Raw genomic sequence first — 12,153 nt, 5'->3', positions numbered from 1 at the left:
TCATCACGGGCTGTTGGCCGCTCTCACGCGGTCGCATCAGGCCGTAGCGTGGAAGGTTGCAATGATTTCCAGCACGCCATTAATGATAAACTGAACACCCATACAGACCAGCAAAAAGCCCATAAGCCGGGAGATAGCCTCAATCCCACCCTTACCCACCAGCCGCATTATCGCGCCGGAGCTACGCAAACATACCCACAAAATCACTGCCACGACGGCGAAAATCAGCGGGGGCGCAACCATTAACACCCACTCAGGGAAGTCGGTGCTTTCGCGCACGGTCGACGCGGAGCTGATGATCATCGCAATCGTCCCCGGCCCGGCAGTACTCGGCATCGCTAAGGGAACGAAAGCGATATTGGCCGTCGGCTCCTCTTCCAGCTCTTCCGATTTGGTTTTGATCTCCGGCGCCTCATGCATTTTCTGCGGCGGGAAAAGCATACGGAAACCGATAAAGGCCACGATCAGGCCACCGGCGATACGCAACCCCGGTATCGAAATCCCGAAGGTATTCATCACCAATTGCCCGGCATAATACGCCACCATCATGATGGCAAAGACATAGACAGAGGCCATCAGCGACTGTTGGTTGCGCTGGGCGCTGTTCATATTGCCCGCGAGCCCCAAAAAGAGCGCCACGGTGGTAAGCGGGTTCGCCAGCGGAAGGATCACCACCAGTCCAAGGCCAATAACTTTCAATAAATCCATCATCTACGAAGACACTCCAGGGCCAACAAACGTACCCGAGAGTATATCTTCAGCGTGGCTTTATCGGCACTGGCTTTGCTTATCCATTAATTAAACTCATAAAAACATACACATAGTCGAGCAGAAAAACAGACGTAACCCTGTTTTAGCAAATCGTGGCATGCCCCAATTCATTCAGTTGACTTATACTTGCCTGAGCAATAATATCTGCCGTGACTAATATACTTGCCGGGGCAACCACTGTGAAAAGCACAAGTGATCTGTTTAACGAAATCATTCCACTTGGTCGCTTGATCCATATGGTTAACCAAAAAAAAGATCGCTTACTTAACGACTATCTTGCGCCGCTGGATGTCACCGCCACGCAGTTTAAGGTGCTCTGTTCTATCCGCTGTCAGGGATGTATCACCCCGGTCGAATTAAAAAAGATCCTCTCCGTCGACCTTGGTGCGCTAACGCGCATGCTTGACCGACTGGTCTGCAAAGGCTGGATCGAAAGAAATCCTAATCCGCATGACAAGCGCGGCGTGCTGGTGCAATTAACCACCGACGGTGCCGCGCTGTGTGAGCAATGTCATCAATTAGTAGGGCAAAACCTGCATCAGGAATTAACAAAAAACTTAACGGCAGAAGAAGTGGCAACTCTGGAGCACTTGCTCAAGAAAATCTTGCCGTAACGAAAAAGAGGTATGACGATGTCCAGACGCAATACTGACGCCATCACTATTCATAGCATTTTGGACTGGATTGAAGATAACCTGGAATCGCCGCTCTCACTGGAAAAAGTGTCTGAGCGTTCGGGTTACTCCAAATGGCACCTGCAACGGATGTTTAAAAAAGAGACGGGGCACTCACTGGGGCAGTACATTCGCAGCCGTAAGCTGACTGAAATCGCACAGAAGCTGAAAGGCAGTAATGAACCGATCCTGTATCTCGCGGAGCGCTATGGGTTTGAATCGCAACAAACCCTGACGCGTACGTTCAAAAACTACTTTGACGTGCCGCCACACAAATATCGTGTGACCGAAATACCCGGCGAGTCTCGCTATCTATTTCCGTTAAACCACTGTAATTGCTAATCGCCTGTTTTAAAGACGTATCGAGGAAATCATGAAACGTATTGCCTGTGCCGCCCTCACCGTGATGGTGTTACTGACCGGCCAGAGTTATGCGGAACAATTCGCACACCCTGCGAAACAGAACCCACGTGACACAATGGTAATGCCCACTTCCCATGAACAGTCGCCTTTCGACTTTAACCACATGGGGGCCGGGAGTGATAAATCCGACGAGTTGGGCGTGCCTTATTACAACGCACGCACCTAATCGTTTTGCCCCGCCTTCGGCGGGGCTTTTTTATCCCCTACGCCTGAACCGCACGGCGTAAGCGAAAACCAAACACATTAATGTACAACCCCGCCATAATCAGCACCGCCCCGCCCAGTTGCAATACCGACAGCGACTCACCCAGAAGCAGCGCGGCACTGGCCATTCCCACTACGGGCACCAGCAACGACAGCGGCGCCACACGCCAGGTTTCATAACGCCCGAGCAGCGCCCCCCAGATACCATAACCGACAATTGTTGCCACAAACGCCAGATAGACCAGCGACAGAATCGTCGTCAGGTCAATACTGACCAGACTTTGTAGCATTAACGCCGGGCCTTCAAATATCATCGAGGCCACCATAAAGGGGATTATCGGAATCAATGCACTCCAGACCACCAGTGACATGACCGGGGGGCGCGAAGTGTGGCTCATGATTTTCTTATTGAAGATATTGCCACAGGCCCAACTGAACGCCGCCGCGAGGGTCAGGGCAAATCCGATCATCGGGATATGTTGTCCGCTCAGGCTGGCCTCAATCAACACCAGCACACCCAGTACCGCAAGCGTAATACCCGCCAGTTGTTTCCCCTGCAGACGTTCGCCGAATACGCCGGCGCCAAGAATGATGGTGAAAAATGCCTGAGCCTGCAGCACCAGCGACGCCAGGCCCGCAGGCATGCCGAATTTGATGGCGCAAAATAAGAAGGCAAACTGGCCAAAACTGATGGTCAGCCCGTAGCCCAGGAGTAAGCGCAGTGGCACTTTAGGCCGCGCAATAAACAGTAATGCCGGAAAGGCGACCAGGACGAAGCGTAAACCCGCCAGCATGAGTGGAGGCATATTATGCAACCCGACTTTGATCACCACAAAATTCAGGCCCCATACCACCACGACCAACAGCGCCAGCAGTCCATCTTTACGCGTCATTTTCGCCTCTGTTTTTTAAACTTTTGTAAAAAAAGTTACGTTAACGCAAAAAACAGTCCAGAGACAGATCATTATTTTTGGCAGGTCCGTTTTGGCATCCCGTGATAAATCAACCGGTGTACATCACGCTTTATGCATGTTATTGCTGTTAGACATCACAAAAAACTATAACAACAGGCATTGTCGGGCAGGAAAATGATCTCAACACAAAAGCGGTCTACCGCCGCGTTACTGGCGTCGTCGTTACTGTTAACCATCGGTCGCGGGGCAACGCTGCCCTTTATGACTATCTATCTCAATCGCCAGTACGCCATGTCTGTTGACCAGGTGGGTTATGCGATGACAACGGCCTTGACTATCGGCGTGGTCTTTAGTCTTGGCTTCGGTATTCTGGCGGATAAGTTCGATAAAAAACGCTATATGTTACTGGCGATCGCCGTCTTTTTGTTTGGTTTTAGCGCCATTCCCCTGGTCAGCCACGCCGGTCTGGTGGTGCTCTTTTTCTCGCTCATTAACTGCGCCTACTCGGTCTTTTCGACCGTTCTGAAAGCCTATTTTTCCGATACGCTGGGTGCGGCGGCGAAAGCACGGATTTTCTCTCTCAACTACACGTTTATTAATGTTGGCTGGACCATCGGTCCACCGATTGGCACGATGCTGGTCATGTACAGTATCAATCTGCCCTTCTGGCTTGCGGCCTTCTGTTCTGCGGTACCACTGGTGTTTATCCAGATGTTCGTTCGCCGTGTCAGCGTGGCGCAGAGCAGCGAAAACAGCGTGGCCTGGTCGCCGTCAGTGTTGTTGCGTGACCGTGCGCTACGCTGGTTTACCTTATCCGGACTGCTGGCCTCCTTTGTCGCCGGATCGTTTGCGTCTTGCATTGCTCAGTATGTCATGTCAATCGCGGACGGCGACGTTGCCGAAAAAGTGGTTGCCGTGGTACTGCCGGTCAATGCCGCCGTGGTGGTGACACTGCAATACGGGCTGGGAAGTAAGCTGACGGCAAAGAACCTGCGTCCGTTAATGGCCTTTGGTACCGTCTGTTTTGTCCTGGGACTGGGCGGCTTTATGTTTTCCGGGGATAATCTCTGGTTCTGGGGCGCGTCGGCCGCCGTCTTTACCCTTGGCGAAGTCATTTACGCGCCCGGCGAGTACATGCTGATTGATAACATTGCCCCGCCGGGAATGAAAGCGAGCTATTTCTCGGCCCAGGCGCTGGGCTGGCTGGGCGCGGCAATGAACCCGTTGTTAACCGGGATTATCCTGACCACCCTGCCGGCATGGACGCTTTTCGTCATTATGATGGTGACCATCGTCCTGGCCTGGCTGATGATGCTGAGGGGGATGCAGGCAAAACCGCTGGGTGTGTTGCAGGCAAGCTAGCGCCTGCCTTACCTTTCGTGGTTCGTGCGGATCTGCGGCGTGTTGTCGAGCAGACGGATGGCGGGCACAAAACAGGCTGCCACCGTCGCCAGCACCACCGAAAGCGCGCAGGCCAGCAGGACACTGGTGCTGCCATAGTGCTGTGCCAGCGGACCGGCGGCAATTTCACCCACCGGGATCGCCACGAACGAGCCCAGCGCATCATAAGCGTAAACTCGCGCGAGTTTTTCCGGCGGGATATGTGTTTGCAGTGACTGCGCCCATACCACGCCAAACAGACCAAAGCTCACGCCTGCCAGGAAGAAACCTGCCATGAGCGCTGTCGTGGTGGGATACACCCCCAGCGCCAGTAGTGGCAACGCACAAAAGTTTACCATCACCACGCCAATAAACAGATCGCGCCGGGGCCGCCAGCGCAGCGCAATCAGCGAACCGGCAATCAGGCCAACGCTTTGCGCCGCCACGGCAAGCCCCCAGCCGGTACGCCCAAATGTTTCATCCGCCACGATCGGACCGAGCACCATCGCCATGCCACTAAAGGCCGCATTGACGATAGTAAACTGCACCACAATTGCCCAGACCCAGGTGCGGGCGATAAACTCTTTCCAGCCATCGCGCAAATCCTGCACAATATTTGATTGCGCATCGTGCGATGCGATAGCCCCGACACGAATCAGTAAGTAGAGCGGAGCCGAGGCCGCAAAGCCAAGCGCATCAATCGCCAGCCCCCATCCGGGACCGATGGTGCTGGTGAGCATACCGCCAAGCGACGCGCCAATCACCGTGCCGCCATAAACGCCAAGCTGAATAAAGGCATTGGCTTCGCGTAGGGTACGTACCGGCACCGTTTGCGGCACCATCGCCGAAGAGGCGGGTAAGGCAATGCCCGCCGCCGCGCCGTTAAGCGCCCCGAGCACAGCCAGCAGCATGATAGTTGCGCTGCCGTCCAGCACCAGCCATGCCACCATCCCTTGCGCCACTGCCGCAACCAGCGACGAGGAGACCAGCACCAGGCTTCGCGAGTAGCGGTCTGCGAGCACGCCACCGAGCAGCAGGAAGATAACGTTAAAGAGTGAACGGGCCGCCACGACCAGACCTAAGTCCGTCGCAGAGCCACCGATATCCAGCACCGCGAACGCCAGCGCAATCGGGGCAATGCCGTTTCCCAGAACGGTCAGCAGGCGGCCGAAAAACAGATAGCGAAAGGATGAAGAGTGAAAGGCCCGTTGACCGCGCGACGCCATCACCTCAGTTTCCACGAGGCTGCTCCCAATCATCCCTTTTTGTTGTCATGAATGACTCCATGTGTCTGGCTTAGGCCCTGCCGAATAAATAAAGAAAGGACATGCAGGAGACCCCGCATGCCCATGGCATTTCGTGCGTCGTTATGACTCGCGGATTACCACACCTGTTGCGCTATCTGCGTAACGAGGCGCACTTTATCCCATTGTTGCTCTGCTGTCAGCGTGTTCCCCTCCTCCGTTGAGGCAAAACCACACTGCGGGCTCAGGCAAAGCTGGTTCAGACAGACATATTTCGCCGCTTCCTGTAAGCGCGCTTTGATACCTTCCGGATTTTCCAGCTCACCCTTTTTGGTAGTGATCAGCCCTAATACCACCTGCTGTTTACCCGGACGAATAAAGCGCAGTGGTGCGAAATCACCGGAGCGGTCATTATCATACTCAAGGTAGAACGCATCGACATTCACGCTGCCAAACAGCACTTCCGCTACCGGCTCATAGCCGCCTTCGGAAATCCAGGTGGAGCGGAAATTACCCCGGCAAACATGCAGACCAATCGTTAAGTCAGCGGGTTTGCCTTCCAGCGCTTTGTTCAGCACGCGGGCATAGATGCGGGCCAGCTCATCCGGGTCTTCGCCGCGTTCACGGATCTGGCGACGCTGATCGTCAGAGCACAGGTAGGCCCAGACGGTGTCGTCCAGTTGCAAATAGCGGCAACCCGCGGCGTAGAAAGCATGAATCGCATCGCGCCAGGTCGTCGCCAAATCTTCAAAATAGTCTGCCAGGTCCGGATAAACCGTGGCGTCGATATCTTTACGACCGCCGCGAAAATGCAACACGCTCGGGCTTGGAATGGTCATCTTCGGTTGCGCATTGCCGCAAATGCTTTTCAGGTAAATAAAATCTTCCAGCATCGGGTGAGCGCCAAAACCGAGTTTTCCGGTCACCCGCACGCCATGAGCTTTGGTCTGCACACCATTAAACTGGATGCCTTTATCCGCGTCATAGCGCTCAACGCCCTGCAAACCATCAAAGAAATCAAAATGCCACCAGGCGCGGCGGAACTCACCGTCGGTGACCACGTGCAGGCCGCAGTCACACTGTTGCTGAACCACCTGACGGATAGCCTCGTTTTCCACCGTTCGCAGTTGCTGCGCACTGATACTGCCCTGCGCAAATTGTTGACGTGCCTGTTTAATGGTGTCCGGGCGTAAAAAACTGCCGACTACGTCTGCGCGGAACGGGGCCTGATGTCGCTGCATGGTGTTCTCCTTGCACGCCGGCCAGATAGTTTACCGGCGTGATAGTTCATTATTTGAATTTTTAGCCATCTGGACGGCTAAATGTCCAAATAAAATGTCACACGCAGTGTCCGTGTAGCAAACGAGAATTTCTCATCACCCATGAAAAATATTCAATTTGCCGCAAAACGGTATCCTTCATCTTCCCAGCCGGTTAACCCGCCGAGCATGATTTTTACCGCCAACCCCATTCGCGCCAGTTTTAGCGCCGCACGATCAGCCCCGTTACAATGGGGGGCTGCGCAATAGACGACAAAGAGCGTGTCCTGAGGCCATTGCGCCATGCGCTCTGGCGTCATTTGCGAATGTGGCAGATGGATCGCGCCTGGAATATGGCGCCTGGCGAAGGTCTCCGGGCTACCCACGACATGTAACAGCACAAAATCTTGTTCCTCGTGCGTCAACGCATGGTGGACATCGGCGCAATCGGTCTCGACGCTCAGGCGGCGTAAAAAGTGGCTGGCGGTCACCTCTGGCGAGGCGGCGGGGACTTCCGAAACATAGCTCATAGTGCTTTCTCCAGGTTTGTGTTAACACTAATCTAACGAAAACAAGACACCGTGACCGTATAGCTTTATGCCAGATAACAACAAAAACATGACAATTTCACCGCCCCCCGGACAGCAGCATGTTGTCGTCGCTCTCGCATACGATGGTTTATGTACCTTTGAGTTTGGCGTCGCCGTGGAAATTTTTGGCTTGCCACGTCCGGAGCTGGGCGATAACTGGTATCACTTTGCCGTTGCGGCGGTGGATGAAGGAGAGCTGCGCGCGACAGGCGGTATCCGCATTATGACCGAAGGCGGCGTGGAATTGCTTGAGCGGGCCGATACGATTATTGTTCCCGGCTGGCGCGGCGCACAGACGCCGGTACCGGAAGCACTTTGCCATGCACTGCGCCAGGCCCACCAGCGCGGATGCCGGATAATGTCTATCTGCTCCGGGGTGTTTGTGCTTGCCGCTGCCGGGCTCCTCAACGGTCGAAAAGCGACAACCCACTGGCGGTATACTGACCTGCTGCGTCAGCGCTATCCGGCCATCGAAGTGCTGGAAGATGCTCTCTATTATGATGAGGGTCGCGTAATGACGTCTGCCGGAAGCGCGGCGGGCATCGATCTGTGTCTGCACGTCGTCAGAACCGATTTCGGTCGCGACATCGCCAATAATGTCGCCCGGCGTCTGGTGGTTCAGCCCCACCGCGACGGAATGCAGACGCAAAAAGTGACGGCACCGGTTGCCCGTTCAAGGGAGAGCCAGTCGCTGGGGAAATTGTTTGATTTCCTGCAACAGCAACTTGACGCGAGCCACACCGTTGAGTCGCTTGCCCGTCATGTCGGCATGAGCCCGCGTACCTTTTTACGCCGTTTTGCCGAGGCCACTGGCACCACGCCCGCCCGCTGGATTTTGCAGGCCCGTCTGCGCCGGGCCGAAGAGCTACTGACGCAGTCGAAGATGAATATTGATGCGATCGCCGGACAAATCGGTTTCAGCAATGCCGCCGCCCTGCGCCATCACTTTCAGCAACAATATGCACTCACCCCAGGACAATTCCGCAAAAAATTTACGCTCGCAAATAAATAGTTCACATAATTAAGCTATTGTTTAGATTTAGTCAGGTAGTATTCCAATCAACGCGGCAAATAATGAAAGGTAAGTGAGGTCAGAATTATTCAGTAACAGGAGAGTAACGATGTTGGGAAATATGCATGTCTTTATTGCAGTGCTGGGAATCATTTTATTTTCTGGTTTTCTTGCTGCTTATTTTAGCCATAAATGGGACGACTGATGAACGGAGATAATCCCCCACCAAACAGGCCCCTCGCGCCGAAACACCGCGGGGGGCCTTCTTTTTTGCTATCGTACAGATAAAAAAAACCGCCAGTAGAGACTGACGGTAAAATGCTTGCATGGATAGATTTGTGTTTTGGACTATACGCTACCCTGTAGCCACAGGATTAACGATTCACTTTTAATCTACCCGGTACTTCCTAAATAAAGAGTAAACGATGACGAACTAAGCTCAGAAGTCACATTTGTAATGGCCTTCGTGTGATGCCGCTCAACGTCGTGGATTTTTATTTCCCTTTCATTACCAGATTCGCCGCTTGCGCAAAAATGGCATCCTCCACACCGTCACCCCTGTCTCTGCCCTGACGCTCTATCTCTTCAATGATATTGTCACGATTAATGATCTTACCGCCCGAAATCAGCCCAATAACAGCGGCCCCAATGGCTAATCCAATGAGTCCCGTGCGCTCGTCATTGAATTTCATACCGTTTCCTCTCTTTTCGACTTCTTTGTGAAGTCAGAAAAAATTTAGCATAGGGTTTTCAGCTCGCCATGCTTCGTGGCTAAAAAGCGATAAAATTCTTACTTAATGCAGGGTTTTTAGGCAAAACGAAACGGTGTGACGTGTTCTGATAAAAGAGACGCACGAAGATAATTCGCCTAATTGACTGATTTTCCAGCGGCTAAAAAGCGCAGGTCAGCCCCATGGCGCTTCATGACATTCGCTGATGCGCAGGCGAAAAAAAATGTAACCAATCCTGACATTCCAGAATTAACGAAGCGCAGGTCAGCACGTAACGCAGAGGAGGAAGGGTTATCGTTGTACAAGCCGGTAGTCTCGTTGATCGAAAGGCAGAAGAGATTTGTTCGGTTCTTGCCAGTGATGAAACCTGAATGGTCAGCGCGTTTGCTATCATGACCAGAAGCTGGCTTTGCGATAAATAAAGAGGGTGAACAACATTATGAGCCCTGACGTTCGCCAGGGCGTATATTATGCAGCTAATTTTGCATGATTATTCAGTGCCACTTCAGACCATAATGTTCGCGCACGACTTTTTCCAGGGCAACGCGATCAACTGTCACTGCCGACCGTTCTTCGGGAATGGCCAGTCGATATTCGCAGCCGGGGATAATAGTGGTTAACCGATGCAGTCTTTTCTTATAACGAATCCATTTCATACGCCATCCCCCTGTCTCTGTAACGCTATTCATTGTTGCTTTATTTTATTGTAGCCAGCGTTAATCATAAACCTACTGATAAAGATCATCTATTTATTTAGTTTTATAAAAATCACTATCATCAGGCAGAGGCATTGTCAGAAATGCTCACCTGTTGCATCTGAAATCGCGCACCTGATATACAAAGTTAACGCACGAAAAATATCCACCACACCTTCATATGAAAGCCACACGACAAATAAATATTCTTTTTCCCTCAAATGGTTTTTGCTATCTACGATATTGTCGTAAACACGCTGATATTCTTCCAGCGTGTTTATGAAATATTCAGGCACTCTTCATGGCGACGTCTGAAAAAATGAGCAGCGGAATGTCCCTTGAGCCATACAACATCCTGTTAGCCGACGAACTCTTCCTCATGCTCTTGTTTGTCATACTCTTTTTGTGCAGCTTCCAGGGTCGGGCCATGTTCCAGCGCCCACTGATACAGCGCCTCGAAAGGTTCGCGCAGTGAATGCCCCAGAGGCGTGATGCTGTATTCCACCCCTACCGGCATTGTGGGTAGCACTTTTCGATAGACAAGCCCGTTGCGTTCAAGTCGCTTAAGAGCATCAGCCAGCGCCTTATGGGTTATACCGTCCAGGCGGCGACGGATTTCATTGAAGCGAGCGGGCTCAGTGCACAGGACGGTCAGGATGAGAATCGACCATTTATTGGTGATGTGTTCGAGCACCGGACGCGTTTTTCCTACTTCTCTCAGGCTATTACAGTCAATCGTTGTCATGTCGGTATATCCAATGATATCTGGTATAAACAAAGTGCGTAATTGATACTAAATATAAAACTTATATCATCTGTTTTCCACTCAATGAGGAGAGCAATGATGAACAGATTGAATAATAAAGTATCCGTTGTACTGGGCGGCGCCAAAGGGATCGGTCTGGCGATTAGTCAACGTTTCGCTCACGAAGGGGCATCCACCTGGTTTACTTCTCGCCGGGACGAAGAGTTGCAAGCCGCCGTTGCCACCATCGGAAATAATGCCCTGCCACTGCGCGCCGATGTCAGCCAGCAAAGCGAACTCACCCGGATTATGGAAAAAGTGCAGGCGCAATCCGGTCGTATTGACGTGCTGGTGATTAACGCCGGGATGTCAGAACACGCCACGCTGGAACAGATTTCATCCGATCATTTTGACCAGATTTTTGGGCTTAATGTCCGCTCCCCGGTGTTTGCGTTGCAGGCGGCCCTGCCCTTGCTTAATCCCGGCGCCAGCGTGGTGTTAATTGGTTCGATCGCTGACGTTATTGGTTCGGCAGGTTATGGCGTCTACAGCGCCAGTAAAGCCGCGCTGCGCTCTTTTGCGCGCACCTGGACGCGTGAACTCGCCCCCCGTGGTATTCGGGTAAATGTCGTCGCGCCAGGCCCGGTGGACACAGAGATGATGGCCGCCGCATCGGAGGAGTTTCGTCAGGGGATCATCAGCGCCATTCCATTAGGCCGAATGGGGACGCCGGATGAAATTGCCAGCGCCGCGCTGTTTCTTGCCAGTGATGACAGTCGCTATATCGCCGGTGCGGAAATTTGCGTCGATGGCGGACTGACGCAAGTGTGATAAGCGTTGAACCGAAAAAAGGCCGCGGTGCGGCCTTTGAAACAGATCTCGCCGCGCACAGTATTACGGTAATGCAGAGAGAATTTTATCCGGCGGTAGACTGCCCAGGAAGGTGTGCATTGCGGGATCCAGCACAACCATCACGGGTGTTACCTTAATCCCAAGCCGATCCGCAAGCTCTGATTGCTTAATAATTAGCTGCTTACATTGTTCTGTGCTGTCATTTGCGGGTAAGAACCCCGCCATCGCGTTTTGCAGGCTTTTCGGTCGATCTGGCGCGCACCATACTCGGGACATATCCTCTATGACCGAATCTTTTATTGATGGCGGAACGACTGTCACAAATGACATGGTCAAACCTGCATCCGTGTATTTCTTAATATTTTTGATGACGAAACTACAATAAACACACTGGTTATCAACAAAAACCAGCAGCTTGTGTTTTTCTGCGCTGGCCTGAAAGGTAATCGGCTCAAGCGCAGGTAAAGAGCGCGAAATATCCTCGTAGGCCATCTGCGGTGTGGCATCTGTGGCAGGCACAGACGACGCCAGCGCAACAGAACTGGCCGACAGCATAAAAGCTGCGCCTAATGTTTTAAGCAAACCCCTCATTCCTTTTGTCCTTGCTGTTTTGCTATCGGATTAACCCCTTTCTCGCACAGCCAGTTAACACCTTATCC

The 12,153-nt window shown here is 52.6% G+C and carries 16 protein-coding genes; 7 read left to right on the top strand and 9 right to left on the bottom strand.

Translation table 11 applies throughout. The annotated features are described in order from the left end of the window. Window positions 1-36: 36 nt before the first annotated feature. Complete coding sequence (locus tag AB182_RS11630) at window positions 37-711, bottom strand: MarC family NAAT transporter (protein ID WP_047370226.1); 675 nt, start codon at window positions 709-711, stop codon at window positions 37-39. Between the two features lie 239 nt (window positions 712-950). Here AB182_RS11630 and marR point away from each other — a divergent pair, with 239 nt between their 5' ends. The 3 genes from marR to marB are packed head-to-tail and all read left to right on the top strand — an operon-like array spanning window position 951 to window position 2,034. Next, window positions 951-1,385 (top strand): multiple antibiotic resistance transcriptional regulator MarR, encoded by a 435-nt coding sequence (gene marR / locus AB182_RS11625; RefSeq protein WP_039078921.1) that lies wholly within the window; start codon window positions 951-953, stop codon window positions 1,383-1,385. Between the two features lie 18 nt (window positions 1,386-1,403). Further along, window positions 1,404-1,787 carry an MDR efflux pump AcrAB transcriptional activator MarA gene (marA, locus tag AB182_RS11620; protein ID WP_139153698.1) on the top strand — a complete coding sequence of 128 codons (384 nt, stop codon included), beginning with the start codon at window positions 1,404-1,406 and terminating at the stop codon, window positions 1,785-1,787. Window positions 1,788-1,818: 31 nt separating this feature from the next. After that, a complete protein-coding gene (marB, locus tag AB182_RS11615; protein ID WP_047370225.1) occupies window positions 1,819-2,034 on the top strand; it encodes a multiple antibiotic resistance protein MarB in 216 nt (71 codons plus the stop codon). A 37-nt stretch (window positions 2,035-2,071) separates the two neighbouring features. Here the strand turns inward: marB and eamA are convergent, their stop codons facing one another. Beyond that, complete coding sequence (eamA, locus tag AB182_RS11610; protein WP_047370224.1) at window positions 2,072-2,965, bottom strand: O-acetylserine/cysteine exporter; 894 nt, start codon at window positions 2,963-2,965, stop codon at window positions 2,072-2,074. 195 nt (window positions 2,966-3,160) lie between these two features. Between eamA and ydeE the strand changes: the two genes are divergently transcribed. Beyond that, window positions 3,161-4,348: an efflux MFS transporter YdeE gene (ydeE, locus tag AB182_RS11605; protein WP_047370223.1), complete on the top strand. Its 1,188-nt coding sequence runs from the start codon at window positions 3,161-3,163 to the stop codon at window positions 4,346-4,348. Between the two features lie 8 nt (window positions 4,349-4,356). Here the strand turns inward: ydeE and AB182_RS11600 are convergent, their stop codons facing one another. The 3 genes from AB182_RS11600 to AB182_RS11590 all read right to left on the bottom strand — a co-directional run bounded on the left by AB182_RS11600 (window position 4,357) and on the right by AB182_RS11590 (window position 7,399). Next, window positions 4,357-5,592, bottom strand: a complete 1,236-nt coding sequence (locus AB182_RS11600; protein ID WP_047373267.1) for an MFS transporter — start codon at window positions 5,590-5,592, stop codon at window positions 4,357-4,359. A 155-nt stretch (window positions 5,593-5,747) separates the two neighbouring features. Beyond that, entirely contained in the window at window positions 5,748-6,851 is a 1,104-nt protein-coding gene (locus AB182_RS11595) for a cobalamin-independent methionine synthase II family protein (RefSeq protein ID WP_047370222.1), read from the bottom strand. Window positions 6,852-7,003: 152 nt separating this feature from the next. Further along, window positions 7,004-7,399, bottom strand: coding sequence for a rhodanese-like domain-containing protein (locus AB182_RS11590; protein WP_047370221.1), 396 nt, complete (start codon window positions 7,397-7,399; stop codon window positions 7,004-7,006). A gap of 67 nt (window positions 7,400-7,466) precedes the next feature. On the opposite strand from AB182_RS11590, the gene ftrA reads away from it, so the two are divergent. Continuing rightward, the gene (ftrA, locus tag AB182_RS11585) at window positions 7,467-8,471 is read left to right on the top strand and encodes a transcriptional regulator FtrA (protein ID WP_047370220.1); all 1,005 of its coding nucleotides are present in this window, start codon (window positions 7,467-7,469) and stop codon (window positions 8,469-8,471) included. Between the two features lie 109 nt (window positions 8,472-8,580). Next, window positions 8,581-8,676 carry a protein MgtS gene (gene mgtS / locus AB182_RS31915; RefSeq protein WP_039078912.1) on the top strand — a complete coding sequence of 32 codons (96 nt, stop codon included), beginning with the start codon at window positions 8,581-8,583 and terminating at the stop codon, window positions 8,674-8,676. Window positions 8,677-8,965: 289 nt separating this feature from the next. Here mgtS and AB182_RS11575 read toward each other — a convergent pair whose 3' ends face one another. From AB182_RS11575 to AB182_RS11565, 3 genes are all read right to left on the bottom strand, one after another. After that, window positions 8,966-9,163, bottom strand: a complete 198-nt coding sequence (locus AB182_RS11575) for a hypothetical protein (RefSeq protein ID WP_047370219.1) — start codon at window positions 9,161-9,163, stop codon at window positions 8,966-8,968. A gap of 533 nt (window positions 9,164-9,696) precedes the next feature. Beyond that, window positions 9,697-9,858: a hypothetical protein gene (locus AB182_RS32580; RefSeq protein WP_167337878.1), complete on the bottom strand. Its 162-nt coding sequence runs from the start codon at window positions 9,856-9,858 to the stop codon at window positions 9,697-9,699. A gap of 397 nt (window positions 9,859-10,255) precedes the next feature. After that, entirely contained in the window at window positions 10,256-10,642 is a 387-nt protein-coding gene (locus AB182_RS11565; RefSeq protein WP_047370217.1) for a winged helix-turn-helix transcriptional regulator, read from the bottom strand. A 99-nt stretch (window positions 10,643-10,741) separates the two neighbouring features. On the opposite strand from AB182_RS11565, the gene AB182_RS11560 reads away from it, so the two are divergent. Next, window positions 10,742-11,473, top strand: a complete 732-nt coding sequence (locus tag AB182_RS11560; RefSeq protein WP_047370216.1) for an SDR family NAD(P)-dependent oxidoreductase — start codon at window positions 10,742-10,744, stop codon at window positions 11,471-11,473. Between the two features lie 63 nt (window positions 11,474-11,536). Here AB182_RS11560 and AB182_RS11555 read toward each other — a convergent pair whose 3' ends face one another. After that, window positions 11,537-12,085: a thioredoxin fold domain-containing protein gene (locus AB182_RS11555; protein ID WP_047370215.1), complete on the bottom strand. Its 549-nt coding sequence runs from the start codon at window positions 12,083-12,085 to the stop codon at window positions 11,537-11,539. Between the last annotated feature and the right edge of the window lie 68 nt (window positions 12,086-12,153).

The organism is Phytobacter ursingii, assembly GCF_001022135.1.
Classification (GTDB): Bacteria; Pseudomonadota; Gammaproteobacteria; order Enterobacterales; family Enterobacteriaceae; genus Phytobacter; species Phytobacter ursingii.
The sequence above is the reverse complement of the archived record's forward strand: the minus strand, read 5'-3'. Positions and strand labels throughout refer to the sequence as shown.